The following is an 18,171-nucleotide window of genomic DNA, read 5'->3' on the forward strand; positions in this document are numbered from 1 at the left end:
AATGAGCGACTGGAAACCGAAACGCTTCTGGACAAACAGTGCCGTTGTCGAGGTCGAGGGCGGCTACACAGTGGAACTGGACGGTCGCCGGGTCAAAACCCCGGCAAAGGCTGCGTTGATCCTGCCGTCGCCGGCCATGGCGCAGGCCGTGGCCGCAGAATGGGACGCGCAGGAGAAAGAGGTGGACCCGACCACCATGCCCTTTACCCGATCCGCAAATGCGGCGATCGACAAGGTGGGTGTCCAGCACAAAGAAGTCGCGGATATGCTTGCCGATTATGGCGATTCCGACCTGCTTTGCTATCGCGCGACCTATCCGCAGGAACTGCAGGACCGTCAGGTTGCCGATTGGGATCCGGCGTTGGATTGGGCAGCGGATGCCCTGGATGCGCGCTTGGTTCCGATTGCCGGTGTTTTGCACCAGCCACAATCCTCGGATGCGCTGTCAAAACTGCGCCAGCGGGTCCATGCACTGGATTCGTTTCAGCTGGCTGCGTTTCACGATCTGGTCAGCTTGTCAGGCTCGTTGATTCTGGGCTTCGCAGCAGCAATGGATTGGCGCAATCCGAACGAGATATGGCGCATTTCAAGGCTGGATGAAAACTGGCAGGTTGAGCAATGGGGCCATGATGACGAAGCCCATGCCGTGGCCGAAACAAAGAAAGCGGCATTTCTGCACGCCAAACGCTTCTTCGATCTATCGGTTTGATCCTTCCTGTCCCTATTTTTGTGCGATTGTTCAAAAACCTGCTGCGCTGACCTATCGTTTTCACTGATCCAACACTTGACGTTTGTTCATGATTGCGCCCAAACTCATGCGCACTAAAGGGGAGACACCTTTGGACATCCTTTCCGGCATCCACTTGCCGGGCAGAACCGTTCCTTTCGGGATGGATAATCAGGAAGAGGTAAAAATGAAAAAATCCGTAATCTTGGGCGCGGCAACGGTTGCCGGTCTGGCCGCGAGCGCTGCTGTGGCGGGGACTGTAGACGACGTTAAAGCGCGCGGGAAACTGAACTGTGGCGTGAACGTCGGTCTGGTGGGCTTTGCTGCGCCGGATGCCAACGGCGAATGGCAGGGCTTTGACGTTGCAATTTGCCGCGCTGTTGCCGCAGCTGTTCTGAATGACGTAAACGCGATCGAGTTCGTTCCCACCACCGGCAAGACCCGCTTTACCGCTCTGGCCTCCGGCGAAATCGACATGCTGGCTCGTAACACCACGTGGACCTTCAGCCGCGACGTCGACCTGAAGTTCGAATTCACCGGTGTGAACTACTATGATGGTCAGGGTTTCATGGTTCCCAAGTCGCTGGGCGTAAGCTCGGCCAAGGAACTGGACGGCGCGACCGTCTGCATCCAGACCGGCACCACCACCGAGCTGAACCTGGCCGATTTCTTCCGTGCCAACAACATCAGCTACGAGCCGGTTCCGATTGAAACCGACGCCGAAGCGCAGCAACAGTACCTGGCCGGTGCGTGTGATGCGTACACCACCGATGCATCGGGTCTGGCCGCATCCCGCGCCACCTTCGAAAACCCCGATGAGCACATCCTGCTGCCCGAAATCATCTCGAAAGAGCCGCTGGGCCCGCTGGTCCGCCACGGCGATCACGAGTGGGGCGACGTTGTGCGCTGGACTCTGAACGCGCTGATCACGGCTGAAGAGCTGGGTGTGACCTCGGCCAATATCGAAGAACTGTCCGGCGGTACCGACAACCCGGAAATCAATCGTCTGCTGGGCACCGAAGGTACCCTGGGCGAGATGCTGGGTCTGGACGCCGACTGGGCGGCCCGTGTCATCAAGGCGGGTGGTAACTATGGCGAGCTGTTTGCCAAGAACATCGGTGAAGAAACACCGATCGGTCTGGCGCGCGGTCTGAACGCGCAGTGGACCGAAGGCGGCCTGCTGTACTCGCCGCCGTTCCGGTAAGTCATCCACGGAAAAGGGCGCAGGACATCCTGCGCCCTTTTTCACTAAATAATTGCTGCGAGCGGACGCAGAGCGGGGACAACCTCGCCAGAGAACAATAGGTCCGCAAGCTACGGGGATTCCATAACATGTCGACTATGACTGACCCACCGAAAGCTGATTTTCGGTTGTCGATGCTCATAAACGATACGCGGTACAGATCACTGACGTTCCAGGTGATCGCCGCAATCGTGATTGCGCTTTCCATTTGGTATCTGGGCAACAACCTGATCCAGAACCTGCGGGCCGCAGGGCTCAACATTTCCTACACATTCCTTGGCGATGCCGCCGGGTATGACATCAACCAGCGTCTCGTTGAATATGACAGCCAGTCCTCGCACGGTCGGGCCGCTGTGGTCGGTATTCTCAACACGCTACTGGTTGCGGTTCTGGCCTGTATCACGGCAACCGTGTTCGGCGTGATTGCCGGTGTGTTGCGACTGTCGAACAACTGGCTCGTGTCGAAACTGATGGCGGTTTACGTCGAGATCTTCCGCAATATTCCGGTACTGATCTGGATCATCATCATCTTCACGATCATGACGGCTGTTTTGCCGGGGCCGCGGGCGTTCCGAGGCGAAGACCCGTCATCAACGATGCTGTTTGATGCAATGGCCTTCACCAACCGCGGAGTCTACATTCCGCGCCCCGAATTCACCAACGGGCTGTTTGGCGCAACCGTGTTGAATTGGCTGCTGGTTGTTGCGGTCCTGATCGGGTCATGGTTCGTGTCGCGTGAAGTCGACAAACGTGCGAGCAAGAAACAAGAAGAAACCGGTGAACGCCCAAATACTCTGGTCGTGAAACTGGCTGTCTGGTTCGTGCCTGTTGCTCTGCTGATGCTGCTGATGGGGCTGACATGGGATGTTCCCGCCCTGAAAGGTTTCAACTTCAGCGGCGGTATCAAGATTGGCGGCCCGCTGATCGCCTTGTGGTTCGCACTGTCGATCTACACCGGCGCCTTCATCGCGGAAAACGTCCGGGCCGGTATTCAGGCAATCTCGAAAGGCCAGACCGAGGCTGCGGCCGCTCTGGGTCTGCGTCAGGGCCGGATCATGAATCTGGTGATCCTGCCGCAAGCGCTGCGGGTGATCATTCCGCCGCTGATTTCGCAATATCTGAACATCACCAAGAACTCGTCGCTCGCGATCGCCGTGGGCTATGCAGATATCACTGCAACGCTGGGTGGTATCACGCTGAACCAGACGGGGCGCGCAATCGAGTGCGTGCTGCTGCTGATGCTGTTCTATCTGACGGCTTCGCTGCTGATTTCGATGGTGATGAACCTGTACAACGCATCCGTCAAGTTGAAGGAGCGCTGAGCCATGACCGATCAAACGACCAATCCGATCGCTTTCGTGGCCGAAGGCACCATCCCGCCCTCACCGCCACCGGCAAATGAGACGGGTATCGTCAAATGGCTGCGGGACAACCTGTTTTCGGGTGTATCCAACACCATCCTCACGGTGCTGTCCCTGATCCTGATTTATCTGCTGCTGAAAAACACTCTGCCGTGGATTCTGAACGGGGTATGGAACGCAAACTCACTGGCCGAGTGCCGTGAAATTCTGGATGGCACAAAAGGCGCGTGTTTCGCCGTTCTGGCAGAGCGTTGGCCGCAGCTGATCTACGGGTTCAAATACCCGGCTGATGCCTATTGGCGTCCCAACCTGGCTTTTGTGCTGATGCTTGTGGCGTTTGCGCCGGTGCTGTTCTTCGATTTGCCGCGCAAGATGTTGCTGTTCACTGCAATCTACCCGTTCCTGGCGTTCTGGCTGATCTGGGGTGGCACCATCCTTGGGCCGCTTGTCGCTCTGCTGGGCTGTGTGGCTGCATTTGCCGTGTTCCAGAAGCTGGGCAAGAACAGCTTTGCAGTCGGCTTTTTCGGGGGCATCGCCGTCGCGCTGATCGTGTGGAACGTCGGGGCCGCCTTGATCCCCGAGGGAGCATCGGAAAACGCGCTGTTGCCAGCTGTTCCCAGCCGCGATCTGGGTGGCTTCATGTTGAACATGATGCTGGGTGTGACCTGCGTCTCGCTCTCGGTGCCTTTGGGCATTGCGCTGGCTCTGGGTCGTCAATCCGACATGCCGCTGATCAAATGGGTGAGCGTCATCTTCATCGAGTTTATCCGAGGCGTTCCTCTGATTACGCTGCTGTTTGTGGCGTCGGTGATGCTGGCGTTCTTCTTTCCGCCCGAAAGCACGGTCGATCTGTTCCTGCGCGTGGTGATCATGATCACCATGTTCTCGGCTGCCTATATCGCCGAGGTGATCCGCGGCGGTCTGGCAGCGCTTCCGCGCGGGCAGTATGAAGCAGCAGACAGCCTTGGCTTGGATTATCCGCAGGCGATGCGCCTGATCATCCTGCCGCAGGCTCTGAAGATCTCAATCCCTGGGATCGTGAACGTGGCCGTTGGCCTGTTCAAGGATACCACGCTGGTGTCGGTCATTTCGATGTTCGATCTGGTGGGCATGATCCGGGGTCCCATCTCAGCGTCTACCGAATGGAACGGCGTATATTGGGAACTCTGGGGCTTTGCCGCACTTTTGTTCTTCGTCGTCTGCTACGGCATCTCTCAATATTCACAGTGGCTCGAGCGTCGCCTTGCCACCGATCATCGTTAAGGAGTTCAACACATGTCTGAACTTGCAGTAGAACGCGAAATCGACCGCTCCAAAATGCAGGTGAGCGACGAGGTCGCCATCGAAATCAACGGCATGAACAAGTGGTACGGCTCGTTCCACGTGTTGCGCGACATCAATCTGACCGTCAACCAAGGCGAACGGATTGTTATCGCGGGCCCGTCGGGCTCGGGTAAATCCACCCTGATCCGCTGCCTGAACGCGCTGGAGGAACACCAGCAGGGCAAGATCGTCGTGGACGGGATCGAGCTGTCGAATGACCTGAAAAACATCGACAAGATCCGGTCCGAGGTTGGCATGGTGTTCCAGCACTTCAACCTGTTTCCGCATCTGACCATTCTGGAAAACTGCACGCTGGCCCCGATCTGGGTGCGCAAAACGCCGAAGAAAGAGGCCGAAGAGCGCGCGATGCATTTCCTGGAAAAGGTGAAAATCCCGGATCAGGCTCTGAAGTATCCGGGCCAGTTGTCGGGCGGTCAGCAGCAACGTGTGGCGATTGCCCGCTCGCTGTGCATGATGCCGCGGATCATGTTGTTCGATGAACCAACATCGGCGCTGGACCCCGAGATGATCAAAGAGGTGCTCGACACCATGATCGAGCTGGCCGAAGAAGGCATGACCATGCTCTGTGTGACCCACGAGATGGGCTTTGCCCGTCAGGTCGCCAACCGCGTGATCTTTATGGATGCCGGTCAGATCGTGGAACAGAACGAACCGGAAGAGTTCTTCAACAACCCCAAAAGCGAACGCACCAAGCTGTTCCTCAGCCAGATTCTCGGCCACTGAGCGGAAGCAAAATCTGGAAAAGGCGGGGTTTTGCCCCGCCTTTTTCTATTCCAGCAACTCACGTGGAATGGTGAAACCCAGAACCTGCCCGCTGTGCCACACGATGTCGGGCCACCGGTCGATGTCAAATTGGACCACCGTGGTGGCACAGGTCGGGTAGTCGTGAAACCGCGCGTGGTCGGGCGCAGACGCGACGATCTGATTGGTAAAATGCGCGATGCCGGGGTTGTGGCCCAGCATCATCACCGTCCGGCCTGTGGCCGTCTTCAGTTCCGCCATCATCTCATCAGGACCAGCCAAATAGAGGTCGCGGGCGAAATAAGCGTTTTCGGCGTGAAGGCCCATACGCTCCCAGGTTTCCCGCGTTCGGACCGCGTTCGAACTGAGAAGTTCGTCGGGTATCCAGCCATTCTGTCTAAGCCAGTCCCCTATCGCCGGGGCCGAGGCCCGCCCGCGTTTGTTCAGTGGTCGATCGTGATCGTCCAGCTTTGGATCATCCCAGCTGGATTTCGCATGTCGGGTCAGAATCAGAGTGTGGGTCATGATGGATGAAAAGCCCTCATATGGTGAGCGGATTGTTCAGGGTCACGCCCTGAGCGCGCGGTAACGGGACAGGCGAGGCGTGCCAGGCAGCCGCCTGTCATACAGGTCTGCCCCTCGGGCGTGGACAGATGGCCGTGGCAGGCCTCCACATTGTAAAAGCTCTGATCGTTCAAGGCTCCAACCGGGCAGGCCTGTGCGCACGGGGCCGCGCAAGAGAGACATGGAGAGGGTGCTTTGGCCTCGGGGATATCGAATTCCTCGGCGAAATGCAGTGCACCCCGGAATGAGATCATCATACCGACCGTATCATGCACCAAGGCGCCTACCGGACTACTGAACGTGCGCCCGGATTTCAGCGCCCAATCGATGAAAGGTGCGTAAGGGGGGCCACCGAACGGAAAATGGGCCTCTGCCGCCAGCTGCTTTGCCATCTCTCCGATCACGCGCAATGACCAGCGGTCTACCGGATCATCACCCTGCCATTCGGGCGCCGTCTTTAGCGTAGGCCAGAACGCAGATCCGGCCCCCAAAAGCATCAGGGTACCACCGTCCAGCTGCTTGGCTTCGGTCACGCGCGGATGCAGCGCGCCCATGACAATCAGCCCAGCCTTTCGCGCCACCTGTTCAACGTGATCATACCTAGTGCCAGAGGAGTTTTGCCGTTCCGTCATGTCTCCTCCGTTGCGGGCTCAGTCGGGGCGGATCAGAGATCCGGCACCATGTTCGGTGAACAGCTCAAGCAGAACTGCATTAGGAGCCCGCCCGTCCAGAATAACCACCGCCCGCACGCCGCTGTGCAGCGCGTCCAGAGCGGTTTCTGTTTTCGGGATCATACCACCCGCAATCGTCCCTTCGAGAGTCATTTCGCGGATTTGACCGGCTTTCAGCTCGGTTACCACGTCACCAGCGGCGTTCTTGACACCCGAGACATCCGTCAGCAGCAACAGGCGATCCGCTTTCAGCGCCGAGGCTATGGCGCCGGCGGCGGTGTCGCCATTGACGTTGAAGGTCTCGCCATTTGTGCCAGCGCCCAGTGGCGCGATGACCGGGATGACGTCGTGCGCGAACAGGTCGTGCAAAACTTTGGGGTTCATCTCTGACGGCGACCCCACAAAGCCCAACGAGGGGTCCGTCTGCTCGCAGGTCATCAGGTTGGCATCCTTGCCAGACAGGCCGACCGCTGTGCCGCCCTGACGGTTGATTGCCTGCACGATGCGTTTGTTCACGAGCCCCGAAAGGACCATCTCGACCACTTCGACCGTGGCCTTGTCGGTGACGCGTTTGCCGCCCACAAACTCGGACTGGATATTCAGCTGATCCAGCATGGCGTTGATCATCGGGCCGCCACCATGCACGATCACCGGATTCACACCGACCTGACGCATCAGAACCACGTCGCGGGCGAAACTGTCCATCGCTTCGTCGCTGCCCATGGCGTGACCGCCCAGCTTGATGACGACTATCGCCCCGTCATAGCGCTGCAGGTAGGGCAGTGCGCTGTTCAATGTGGCGGCGGTGGCAATCCAATCCCGGTTCATGTCTCTTGTCTTCATGGCTAAGGTCCCTCTGGCCCTCCCTGTTAGGGCCTTTGAACGATGCTGCCAAGGACCAAGCTATTCCAGATGCGCAATGATCGAGCGCAGTGTTGGAATACCGTCGCCTTTTTCGGATGAGGTCAAAACGATCTCGGGGAAGGCGGCGGGGTGTTTGGACAGCGCGGCGCGGACCTGATCCAAAACCTTGTCCCGGTCTTTGGCTTTTACCTTGTCGGCCTTGGTCATGACGCATTGAAAGGTCACCGCACTGGTGTCCAGCAGTTTCATGATTTCGTCGTCCACAGGCTTTACCCCATGGCGCGAGTCGATCAGGACAAAGGCCCGGCGCAGGGTTTGGCGCCCGCTGAGATATTGCTTGAGCAGCCGTTGCCATTTTTCGACCACTTTGACCGGCGCATTGGCATAGCCATAGCCGGGCAGGTCGACCAGATACAACTCTGGTCCCTGAGTGAAGAAATTGATCTCTTGCGTGCGGCCCGGCGTGTTTGATGCGCGTGCCAGCCCCTTGGTTCCGGTCAATGCGTTGATCAGACTGGATTTTCCGACGTTGGAGCGTCCGGCAAAACACACCTCCAACCGATCAGGTTCTGGCAGACCATTCATGGCCACAACCCCTTTGACGAATTCGGACGGGCCTGCGAACAGCTTGCGCCCCCGCTCAAACGCGAACTCATCCGGATCTTCGACAAGTGGAAACGGCAATGCGGTCATAGTACGCGAACCTCGTCGTCAACGCTGATCATGCCGCCCTGAATCACCTCGGCGTAGACGCCAAAGTCCTGGTGGTCCCAATTGCTCAGCGCACCCAATGTGTCTGCATCCCGCACGCCCGTTTCAGGGTTGGCGGTGGTCGCCAGACAGCGGGTGATGCGCTCGCGCACGTTCAGGACAGTCTCTCCGATCTGAATGTCGCGCCCCAGCCAGTCGAACTCTTCCCATAGGGGTAGGCCGTCAAACCAGATGTTTCCACGCCAGCGATTGATCGACAGATCCTGGCCCAGCGTCTGTTCGACAGCGCGATGCGAGGCCATGTTGCACAGGCTGATTGATGGAAAATCACTATCGGTCATGCCGCGACCGGGCACGCGGATGATGCGGGCCGAGGCCGCCCGGTCTGCGGGCATCAATGGGGCTACCCACGTCAGAAAGGTTTCCTGATCGCGATCCGGCTCAAAGCGCAAGTCTGGTCTGCCCGGATGGCTGAGGGTAACGGTCTCGCCCTCCAGCCGTGCCGAGATCGCCATCAAGCTGGGCGCTTTGGATCCCCGGCTGAAATTGGCGCAGGGAACCCATTGCGATCCGTCCGCCTTGGATGCCTCATGCGCGACCGCCCAAACGCGATCCCCGGGCATGGTCTGCCCGGGGGTCAATGCAACGTCGTTTAGCGCTTCGCGCCCATGACTTTTGATGGGATGGCGCCAGAGGCTGGTAATCACACCGGTCATTTGTCATCCGTCTTCGGGGTCCGCTTGAAGCCGGACCTGATATTGCCGAACACATCTGGCTTATAGCCCTGGCTGCGCATGATCAGATATTGCTGAACGAACGTGATCGTGTTGTTGGCGATCCAGTATACCACCAGACCACTGGCGAACCCGCCCAGCATGAACATGAAGACCCATGGCATCCAGGCAAAGATCATCGCCTGAGTTGCATCGGTTGGTGCCGGATTTAGTTTCTGTTGCAGCCACATCGAGATACCCAACAGCAATGGCAGGATGCCAATGAATATCAGCGCCATGAGACTTTCGGGTGCAGGCGCGGCCCAGGGCAGCAGGCCGAAGAAGTTGAAGATCGAGGTCGGGTCTGGTGCGCTCAGATCCTGGAAGGGTCCGAACCACGGGGCCTGACGCAATTCGATGGTGACAAAGATCACCTTATAAAGAGAGAAGAAGATGGGAATCTGCATAAGGATCGGCAAACAACCCGCGGCGGGGTTCACTTTTTCCTTCTTGTACAGCTCCATCATACCCTGCTGCATCTTCTGACGATCATCGCCGGCGGCTTCTTTCAGGGCTTCCATCTGTGGCTGCAATTCCTTCATCTTCGCCATAGAGACGTAGGATTTGAAGGCCAACGGCAGCAGGATCGCCTTGATGATCAATGTCAGGCCAATGATCGACCAACCCATGTTGCCGATCAGGGCATTGATGTTGTGCAGCAGCCAGAAGATCGGCTTGGTCAGGAAGTAAAACCAGCCCCAGTCGATGCTGTCGATGAACTTCTGAACACCTTCTGCCTGATACTCGCGGATGGTTTCCCATTCTTTCGCGCCGGCAAACAGTTGGGTTGTGACCTCTTCGGTGGCTCCGGGCGCAACCAGCAGGGTCGGCAGAACGGTTTCCGTTTGATAAATCTTGCGCCTTGCATCGTATTTTGCAGCTGCCTTGAATGTCGCGCCTTCGGCGGGGATCAGGGTGGTCATCCAGTAGTGATCGGTAAAGCCGACCCAGCCCCCCTCTTTGACCTGAAACACCTCGGCTTGGGCGCGTTCGTTTTGGTCGATGTCAAAGTCGCGCACATCACCATAGTCGATTTCATCCAGCACACCGTCGGCCATGACCATCACGCCTTCATGCAGGATGAAGAAATTCTTGAGGCCGGGCAGGTCGCCATCTTCACCGATACCGTGGCGGGCGAGGATGCCGTAAGGTGCCATCCCAACCTCGGCCTGCGTGTTGTTCTCTACGGCTTGTGTGACTTCGAACATATAGTTCTCGTCCACTGATATTGTGCGGCGGAAGGTCAGGCCATTGTCGTTGTTCCACACCAGGGTAATGGGTGTGTCCACGCTCAATTCTTCGCCGCTTTCCAGTGACCACAAGGTATTGGGACCAGGCACATCGGCTCCGCTCAGGCCTGTACCCGGGGCCCAACCATAGAGCGCGTAATAGGCAGACTCCGACCCGACCGGGGACAGAAGTTCGACAATGGGTGCGCCTTCGTCGATCGAAACCTTATAGTCTTTCAGGAACAGCTCATCGATGCGACCACCCGACAGCGACAGACTGCCTTTCAAGCGGGGTGTGTCGATTTCGACGCGCGGAGCTTGTTCGTCAGGCTGCGTTTCTTCAGCTGACGCCGTCGCCTCGCCCACTGTACCGGTATCTGCGGCGCTGGGTGTCTGAACCTCGGTCCCGTCAGATGTAGAAATCTCGGTCTGCTCGGTGCTGGGTGCAGGTTCCGGCGGGGGGAACAATACGAACCAGACCAGGATCACGAGAAAGCTGAGCGCGGTTGCTAGGATGAGGTTCTTGTTCTGATCGTCCATCGGGGACAGCCACCTTGAGCAGTGAAAGACACCCGCAGGGTTCAACAGAGTGCAGGCCCAAAGGTCAAGCGGAATCGGCCTTCATTTCGTTACGTAGAGGTATTCATGGCCGCTCGTTTGCTGAATTTAACCCGTTTGCCCCCCGATTTTGGGAACGCCCTTCATCTTGCTTTTGTGAGACGCGATCCAATCCAGCGTTTTTTCGAACGGCATCGGCTTTGCGATACCAAACCCTTGAACATGGTCGCATCCAAGCTGGGCCATCAACGCATGTTCGCCCGGAGTTTCGACGCCTTCGGCCAACGTCTCCAAATTCAGACGTTCGGCCATGGTCAGGATTGCGCTTGCCATCTGTTGCTGGCCGGGGTCTTGATCGGACTTGGCCACAAACGTGCGGTCAATCTTGATCCGCGAAACATTGAACCGTTTGATTGATGCGATTGAGGCATGACCGGTGCCGAAATCGTCGAGATCGATACAACACCCCAGTGCGGCCAGCCCGGTGACATTGCGGGTTATTACATCATCGGGACGACGGGAAAACACGGTTTCCAGAACTTCGACCGTCAGTCGATCCGGGGTCAGGTCGAACTGATCCAACTCCCACTTTAGACGGTCGATCAGATTGGGCGCGCGCAGCTCATCTGATGAGAAATTCACCCCGATGCGCGGAACGATCACGCCAGCTTTGTCCCAGGTCTGCATGGCGGCGAAGGCGTGGTGTCGGATGGCCTGTCCCAAACGTTCCATCAATTCGGCCTGCTCGGCGAAGGGCAGGAAGACCTGAGGACCCAGCACGCCCTTATTTGGATGCTCCCAGCGCGCCAGTGCTTCGAACCCCGTGATGCGCCCGGTGTCGGTGGATATCTGGGGCTGAAACCATGGGCGAATATCCCCATTGTCCAACGCTGTTTCGAATTCCCTGCGCAGATTGCTGCGAACCAGCGACCGACGCCGAGTCTCGGTCGAATAGGCGCGAATCGTCGATGGCCCATTTCGTTGGGCTTCGACAAGGGCATCGTGGCTGGCGGTCACCCAGTCTGCGGGCGCGTCGCCCGGCACGGATTTGTTCAAGCTGAATCCGATCGAACAGGACAAGTAGACTCCGGTTCCATTGAGCATGATCGGGTCTTCCACAACGGATTGTATGCGCCCGGACATCTGTATGCAGGCCTCAAGGTCCAAGTGCTGAGAAGGGTTCAAGCCGATCATGATGCCGTCATTCGCCGTGCGCCCGGCAATGTCGTCGTCGCGGATCATCGACAGCACCCGGCTGCAGAACTGTTCGGAAATGTGGGTTGCGGCTGCTTGGCCGTGAATGTCGACAATCTCGGTATAGTCATCGATTTCGACGGATATGCAGGCCGTAATGCTTCCTTGCCGTCGGGCGGTTTCGAATATGTCTGTCAGTGCAGCATCGAACTGATCATTCGGTAGCAGTCCACGGCTTTTTTGATGCGCCTTTTCGCTTGTGCGCGCTTCCAAAATTCCGGCGATGGCAAACATGAGCGGCACGCCCAGTGCGACGCACACCAATGCACGCTCTCCGCCCAGCCAAAATGCCCCGAGGCTGAGCGCGGGAAGAAAGGCCAGCGCGGATGGTCCGCTGAAAGCGGCGGCTACGGGTTTCAAGAAACGATCAAAGACAGGAGATTTCCGCATCAGTATTCCGGGCCTTGGGCATCAAACGCTCAAGAGGAACCGTAAGAGACCAGTCTGAGTCAGACGTTAACGGAGCTGCGGAATTTCATCTGAATTTTCGTCTTTTTTGCCGGCAGTCACGGAAAGCCCTGCAAAATCGAACAGTTTCGGGTCCAGCAAATGAGAAGGCCGCGCATTGGTCAGGGCGCGGAACATGACCTGACGACGCCCCGGACTGTTCTTTTCCCATTGGTCGAGAATCTGTTTGACCTGCTGGCGTTGCAAACCGTCCTGGCTGCCGCACAGATCACATGGAATGATGGGATACTTCATCGCTTTGGCGAATTTTTCGCAATCGGCCTCGGCTACATGGGCCAACGGGCGATAGACAAACAGGTCGCCCTCTTCGTTGACCAGCTTTGGCGGCATTGTGGCCAGACGACCGCCGTGGAAGAGGTTCATGAAGAAGGTTTCCAGAATATCGTCCCGGTGATGGCCCAGTACCACGGCCGAGCAGCCTTCTTCCCGTGCGATGCGATACAGGTTGCCGCGACGCAGGCGTGAACACAGGGCGCAATAGGTGCGGCCTTGGGGAACTTTGTCCATCACGACGGAATAGGTGTCCTGATACTCGATCCGGTGTGGGACACCCATGCGTTTTAGAAACTCGGGCAGGACAGTGGCCGGAAAGCCCGGTTGACCCTGATCCAGATTGCAGGCCAGCAGATCGACGGGCAGCAGACCACGCCATTTCAACTCGTGCAGAACAGCCAGCAAGGTATAGCTGTCCTTGCCGCCAGACAGGCAGACCAGCCAGCGAGGTGGTTTGGCGTCCTTGTCATGGGCCGCCGCATCGACCATCCCGTAATGCTCGATAGCTTCGCGCGTCTGACGCACGATGCGCTTGCGCAGCTTTTTGAACTCGGTCGTCGAGGGCGCGCCCGCAAACAGCGGATGGATATCGTCTGCATCATCAAACATGGGCGTGCCCTACAGCTTTTGAGGCAACCGGGCAAGACGTTCGGCGGATGTCGCAGATTAGCCTTGGTCTTGGCCATTCTCGCAGTCGGGCACCGGATCGTATCCGTCGCCGCCCCACGGATGACACCGCCCGATCCTGCGTGCAGCCAGCCATGCGCCTTTGATCGCGCCGTGCTTTTCCAAAGCCTCAAGCGCATAGGCCGAGCATGTGGGCTGATAGCGGCAATTGAACCCAACCCAAGGGCTGAAGACCAACCGATAGGCCCGCACGGGCAGGGCGAGGATATGCGCGAGCAGGGTCACGTCTTGGAGCCGTGGATTTTGCGAAGCGCGTAGCGCAGGTCTTCCAGCAACGCCTTGTAGTCGCGCGTGGCGGTAACCTCGGCACGTCCGATCAGCACGTAGTCCCAACCTGGATGGCCCTGTACAGGCAAAATAGCGCGCGCGGCTTCACGCAGACGGCGTTTGGCACGGTTGCGGGCCACAGCATTGCCAACCTTCTTGGAACAGGTGAACCCCACCCGAATCCCGGATGCTTCGTCCGGCGCGCGTTTGCGGGCCTGTACCATCATAGAAGACGTGCCCTGCCGACGCGCGCGTGCAGCTTTCAGGAAATCGGACCGTTTCTTTAGAACGGTCAAAGAGCAAGGCGCGCAAACGGACGCCGCCGGGGGCGTCACCCTCGGTTGGTTACTACCATCCTCAGGGGCCTCCGGCGGCGTCATGTTCATAACCTGATCGGTGAGCGGTTTACGCGCTCAGCGACTTGCGGCCACGTGCGCGGCGCGCGTTCAGGATCTTGCGGCCGGCCTTGGTGGCCATGCGCGCGCGGAAACCGTGGCGGCGTTTGCGAACCAGGTTCGAAGGCTGATAGGTGCGTTTCATCGCTCCGTCTCCAATCTATAGCGGTGGGTGCGGCGCGGATTCGCCTGGCCCGAGTGTTCGAAGCCCGTCCTCTACTGCCAAGCGGGGGGTAAGTCAAACCCCAAGGCACGGGTTTTCGTGGCTTTTGCAACAATTCTGTAACCTGACCCGCGCAAAGGTTTCAGAATCCGGGTTTTCTGCTTCAAACCCTCACATTCCCTGCCACATAGTTCAAGGCCGCGTGAGGACCCTGTTGCCGGCGCGGCAGAGGGCGCATGTTGGGGCCAGAATGAAACAGCCAAAACCGGACAGCCAGATGAGCGAAACGACCCAGGCACCGCGCAGCGGGTTTGCACGTCACATTCCCTTGCTTGTGATTCTTGCCGTCGCCACGGCGGGGTTCTTTACGCTTGGGGACTTTCTGACTTTCGAGACCTTGCGGGACAATCGCGAGGCCCTTTTGGCGTGGCGAGACGGTCACTATTGGGTCATGGCCGCGGCGTTTGTGGCGATCTACATCCTCATCGTGGCCTTTTCGCTTCCCGGCGCGGCGGTTGCGTCCATGACCGGAGGTTTCCTGTTCGGCCTGTTCGCAGGCACGGTGTTCAACGTTTTTGCGGCAACAATCGGCGCATCAGCAATCTTCCTCGCCGCGCGCTGGGGTCTGGGTGAAACGCTGACTGCACGGTTGGAATCGTCTGAGGGCTCAATCAAAAAGCTGAAAGATGGCCTGCGGGAAAATGAGATTTCGGTCTTGTTCCTATTGCGGTTGGTGCCGGTGGTGCCATTCTTCGTGGCCAATCTGGTGCCTGCCCTCGTCGGAGTGAAGTTCCGCAACTTTCTGATCACCACGGCGTTGGGCATTATCCCGGGCGGGATTGTCTACACCTGGATCGGCGTCGGTCTGGGCGGTGTTTTTGATCGCGGTGAGACCCCGGATGTCTCATTGTTATGGGAGCCTTTTGTAATCGGCCCGATTGTCGGCTTGTGCGTACTGGCGGCTTTGCCAATTCTCATCAAGGCCCTGCGTGGCAAAAAGGACGCCTGACCAATGAATCAATTGAAAACGGATATCCTGGTTGTCGGCGCCGGGTCAGGAGGTCTGTCCGTCGCAGCCGGTGCGGCGCAGATGGGTACCGATGTGATCCTGCTGGAGGGTCACAAGATGGGCGGCGACTGTCTGAATTTCGGCTGTGTTCCGTCCAAAGCGCTGATCGCCAGCGGCAAGATGGCATACGGGCAGGCCCATTCGGCAGCCTTTGGCGTAGCTGATGTCGCCCCTCAGGTGGACTATGCAGCCGCCAAGGATCACGTCCACGACGTCATTGCCCAGATCGAGCCGATGGACAGCCAGGAGCGGTTCGAAGGGTTCGGCGTCAAGGTGATCCGCGAGTTCGGCACTTTCCTGTCTCCAACACAGGTACAGGCGGGCGAAAACGTCATCACCGCGCGGCGGGTTGTTTTGGCAACCGGATCGTCGCCGCTTGTGCCGCCGATCCCGGGGCTGGACACGGTGCCCTACTACACCAACGAAACCATCTTTGATCTGCGCGACAAACCGGATCATCTGTTGATTGTCGGAGGTGGCCCTATCGGCATGGAGATGGCGCAGGCCCATATTCGGCTGGGCTGCAAGGTTACTGTGATCGAAGGTGCAAAAGCACTGGGCAAGGACGACCCCGAAGCCGCCACCATCGTGCTGGACAGTCTGCGTGCCGAAGGCGTCGACATTCAGGAACAGGCAATGGTCGCTCAGGTCCGAGGCTCGGATGGCGGGGTCGAGGTCGTGACCCAGACCGGGGATATCTTTTCGGGCACGCATCTTCTGATGGCCGTTGGACGCAAAGCCAACGTCGAACGCCTGAATCTGGACGCCGCAGGGATCGAGCGAACGCGCTCAGGCATCAAAGTGGACAACACCCTGCGCACGACCAACCGCAAAGTATATGCCATCGGCGATGTAGCAGGTGGTCTGCAATTCACGCATGTGGCCGGGTATCACGCAGGGATCATCATCCGTTCCGCTCTGTTTGGCCTGCCCTCTAAGGTCAAAACGGCCCACATTCCATGGGCCACCTATACCGACCCCGAACTGGCACAAGTCGGCCAGACCGAGGCGCAGGCGCGCGACCAGTATGGCGGAGCGATGGAGATTGCGCGGTTCGACTATCACCACAACGACCGTGCGATATCGGAACGCAAGACGAAAGGCTTCATCAAGGTAATGGTCGTCAAGGGCCGTCCTGTAGGGGCTACAATTGTCGGGCATCAGGCGGGTGAATTGATCAACTTGTGGTCCCTTGCGCTGGCCAATAATCTGAAGATGGCGCAGATCGCCGCGATGGTTTCACCCTATCCGACGATCGGAGAGCTTAACAAACGCGTCGCGGGGGCTTATTTCTCGCCAAGGCTGTTTGAGAATCAAACAGTTAAACGGGTGGTCCGCTTCGTCCAACGCTGGATTCCCTGATCCGAGGAGGAGCGCAAAGTGAATTCGCTGTCGGGCAGATTTCTGATCCTGACGACGGTCTTCGTGATGTTGGCCGAGGTCTTGATCTTTGTGCCTTCGATTGCGCGCTTTCGTGAAGATTTTCTGTTGAACCGTTTAGAGCGTGCCCAGATCGCATCGCTGGCATTGCTGGCCGATGATATGCTGGCCGACGAGCTTGAGGCAGAGCTACTTGCCAATGCCGGGGTCTACAACGTCGTCTTGCGGCGCGACGAAGTGCGGCAGCTCATGCTTTCCTCACCCATCCCCGAGCAGATCACCAATACTTTTGATCTGCGGGACGCTGGCCCGTGGAGTCTGATCCGGGACGCGATGAACCGGATATTCACTGTCGAGAACGAGGTCATCCGCGTGATCGGTGAACCGGTCAAAGGTGCCGGTCTGCTCATTGAAGTCACCATCGACAGCATGCCCTTGCGCATGGCGATGGTGGATTACGGGCTGCGTATCCTCGGCCTGTCCTTCGTGATTTCAATCATCACCGCCTCACTTCTATTTCTCGCCGTCCGGGTGGTGCTTGTGCGACCGATCAAGAGCGTTGTCGGCTATATGCAGCGCTATGCCAGCGCACCGGAAGATGCCCGCGGCATCATCTCGCCCAACTCCAAGGTGACTGAACTGCGCGAAGCGGAAGAAGCTCTGAAAATGCTGCAAACCGACTTGACGCAAGCGCTGAAGCAGCGCGAGCGCCTGGCGCAGCTGGGCGGCGCCGTGGCCAAGGTCAGCCATGACCTGCGCAACATTCTGACCTCGGCCCAGCTGTTCACGGACCGGATCGAGGCCAGCGACGATCCGTTGGTCAGTCGTATGGCCCCCAAGCTGGTCAATTCGATCACGCGCGCAGTCTCGCTGTGTGAAAGCACCTTGGCCTTTGGTCGTGCAGAAGAGCCCGCCCCCACCCTAACCATGGTGGGTGTCCGCGACATCGCCGCCGATGTCGCCGCAAGTGAACAACTTGCAGTGGCAGATGCCTGTGTCGAAATCCTCAACGAAGTCCCCGAGGAACTGGTCGTGCGGGCTGATCCCGAGCAGTTGTTCAGGGTACTCATGAATCTTGTGCGCAATGCACGCCAGGCTCTTGTTGCCTCCGGCAAACCCGGACGCGTGACCATCGCGGGCTCTGAGCTGGATACGAGCTGGTGCATAGAAGTGCGCGACACGGGCCCCGGCCTGCCGCCAAAAGCCCGCGAGAACCTGTTCACGCCGTTCCAGGGCGGAGTGCGCAAAGGCGGGTCGGGCTTAGGTCTTGCAATATCGCAAGAACTGGTGCGCGGGCATGGTGGCGATCTGGTTTTGAAAGACACGGGATCAGAAGGCACAACCTTCGAATTGACGCTTCCACGCGGGGACGTGACTTTTTGAAGATTTTTTGCAGAATCGGCTTGCGCGTCCCCCGCCCGAGGTCTAA

19 protein-coding genes are annotated in these 18,171 nt (G+C 58.3%); 8 read left to right on the forward strand and 11 right to left on the reverse strand.

What is annotated here, in order from left to right; translation table 11 throughout:
- Position 1: 1 nt before the first annotated feature.
- The 5 genes from ACR0L4_RS18545 to ACR0L4_RS18565 all read left to right on the forward strand — a co-directional run bounded on the left by ACR0L4_RS18545 (position 2) and on the right by ACR0L4_RS18565 (position 5,398).
- Complete coding sequence (locus tag ACR0L4_RS18545; protein WP_480514545.1) at positions 2–709, forward strand: ATP12 family chaperone protein; 708 nt, start codon at positions 2–4, stop codon at positions 707–709.
- Between the two features lie 205 nt (positions 710–914).
- Positions 915–1,931, forward strand: a complete 1,017-nt coding sequence (locus ACR0L4_RS18550) for an amino acid ABC transporter substrate-binding protein (protein WP_170751798.1) — start codon at positions 915–917, stop codon at positions 1,929–1,931.
- Positions 1,932–2,059: 128 nt separating this feature from the next.
- The gene (locus ACR0L4_RS18555; protein ID WP_480514546.1) at positions 2,060–3,292 is read left to right on the forward strand and encodes an amino acid ABC transporter permease; all 1,233 of its coding nucleotides are present in this window, start codon (positions 2,060–2,062) and stop codon (positions 3,290–3,292) included.
- 3 nt (positions 3,293–3,295) lie between these two features.
- A complete protein-coding gene (locus tag ACR0L4_RS18560) occupies positions 3,296–4,594 on the forward strand; it encodes an amino acid ABC transporter permease (RefSeq protein WP_170751794.1) in 1,299 nt (432 codons plus the stop codon).
- A gap of 12 nt (positions 4,595–4,606) precedes the next feature.
- The gene (locus ACR0L4_RS18565) at positions 4,607–5,398 is read left to right on the forward strand and encodes an amino acid ABC transporter ATP-binding protein (RefSeq protein WP_480514548.1); all 792 of its coding nucleotides are present in this window, start codon (positions 4,607–4,609) and stop codon (positions 5,396–5,398) included.
- Positions 5,399–5,443: 45 nt separating this feature from the next.
- Here ACR0L4_RS18565 and ACR0L4_RS18570 read toward each other — a convergent pair whose 3' ends face one another.
- From ACR0L4_RS18570 to rpmH, 11 genes are all read right to left on the reverse strand, one after another.
- Complete coding sequence (locus tag ACR0L4_RS18570) at positions 5,444–5,941, reverse strand: SixA phosphatase family protein (protein WP_480514549.1); 498 nt, start codon at positions 5,939–5,941, stop codon at positions 5,444–5,446.
- On the reverse strand, positions 5,938–6,612 hold the full coding sequence (locus ACR0L4_RS18575) for a ferredoxin (protein WP_480514551.1): 675 nt from the start codon (positions 6,610–6,612) through the stop codon (positions 5,938–5,940). The genes ACR0L4_RS18570 and ACR0L4_RS18575 overlap by 4 nt, the downstream gene beginning before the upstream one ends.
- 18 nt (positions 6,613–6,630) lie before the next feature.
- A complete protein-coding gene (argB, locus tag ACR0L4_RS18580) occupies positions 6,631–7,494 on the reverse strand; it encodes an acetylglutamate kinase (RefSeq protein WP_170751788.1) in 864 nt (287 codons plus the stop codon).
- 60 nt (positions 7,495–7,554) lie between these two features.
- Positions 7,555–8,208: a ribosome biogenesis GTP-binding protein YihA/YsxC gene (gene yihA / locus ACR0L4_RS18585; RefSeq protein WP_170751786.1), complete on the reverse strand. Its 654-nt coding sequence runs from the start codon at positions 8,206–8,208 to the stop codon at positions 7,555–7,557.
- Positions 8,205–8,942 (reverse strand): MOSC domain-containing protein, encoded by a 738-nt coding sequence (locus tag ACR0L4_RS18590; RefSeq protein WP_480514553.1) that lies wholly within the window; start codon positions 8,940–8,942, stop codon positions 8,205–8,207. The genes yihA and ACR0L4_RS18590 overlap by 4 nt, the downstream gene beginning before the upstream one ends.
- Entirely contained in the window at positions 8,939–10,768 is a 1,830-nt protein-coding gene (gene yidC, locus ACR0L4_RS18595; protein WP_480514554.1) for a membrane protein insertase YidC, read from the reverse strand. The genes ACR0L4_RS18590 and yidC overlap by 4 nt, the downstream gene beginning before the upstream one ends.
- A gap of 126 nt (positions 10,769–10,894) precedes the next feature.
- Entirely contained in the window at positions 10,895–12,430 is a 1,536-nt protein-coding gene (locus ACR0L4_RS18600; protein ID WP_480514555.1) for a putative bifunctional diguanylate cyclase/phosphodiesterase, read from the reverse strand.
- 66 nt (positions 12,431–12,496) lie between these two features.
- The gene (ttcA, locus tag ACR0L4_RS18605) at positions 12,497–13,390 is read right to left on the reverse strand and encodes a tRNA 2-thiocytidine(32) synthetase TtcA (protein ID WP_480514556.1); all 894 of its coding nucleotides are present in this window, start codon (positions 13,388–13,390) and stop codon (positions 12,497–12,499) included.
- A 57-nt stretch (positions 13,391–13,447) separates the two neighbouring features.
- Positions 13,448–13,693 (reverse strand): membrane protein insertion efficiency factor YidD, encoded by a 246-nt coding sequence (gene yidD, locus ACR0L4_RS18610; protein ID WP_170751776.1) that lies wholly within the window; start codon positions 13,691–13,693, stop codon positions 13,448–13,450.
- A complete protein-coding gene (gene rnpA / locus ACR0L4_RS18615; protein ID WP_480514557.1) occupies positions 13,690–14,115 on the reverse strand; it encodes a ribonuclease P protein component in 426 nt (141 codons plus the stop codon). Before rnpA ends, yidD begins: the two co-directional genes overlap by 4 nt.
- A 25-nt stretch (positions 14,116–14,140) precedes the next feature.
- Complete coding sequence (gene rpmH, locus ACR0L4_RS18620) at positions 14,141–14,275, reverse strand: 50S ribosomal protein L34 (RefSeq protein ID WP_005980833.1); 135 nt, start codon at positions 14,273–14,275, stop codon at positions 14,141–14,143.
- A 268-nt stretch (positions 14,276–14,543) separates the two neighbouring features.
- On the opposite strand from rpmH, the gene ACR0L4_RS18625 reads away from it, so the two are divergent.
- From ACR0L4_RS18625 to ACR0L4_RS18635, 3 genes are read left to right on the forward strand one after another with little or no spacing between them, the layout of a single operon-like run.
- Entirely contained in the window at positions 14,544–15,302 is a 759-nt protein-coding gene (locus ACR0L4_RS18625) for a TVP38/TMEM64 family protein (protein WP_480514558.1), read from the forward strand.
- A 3-nt stretch (positions 15,303–15,305) separates the two neighbouring features.
- Positions 15,306–16,724, forward strand: coding sequence for a dihydrolipoyl dehydrogenase family protein (locus ACR0L4_RS18630; protein WP_480514559.1), 1,419 nt, complete (start codon positions 15,306–15,308; stop codon positions 16,722–16,724).
- Between the two features lie 18 nt (positions 16,725–16,742).
- Positions 16,743–18,125 (forward strand): sensor histidine kinase, encoded by a 1,383-nt coding sequence (locus ACR0L4_RS18635; RefSeq protein WP_480514561.1) that lies wholly within the window; start codon positions 16,743–16,745, stop codon positions 18,123–18,125.
- The last annotated feature ends 46 nt before the right edge of the window (positions 18,126–18,171 follow it).

The sequence above is a fragment of the Ruegeria sp. AB5 genome, assembly GCF_056542645.1.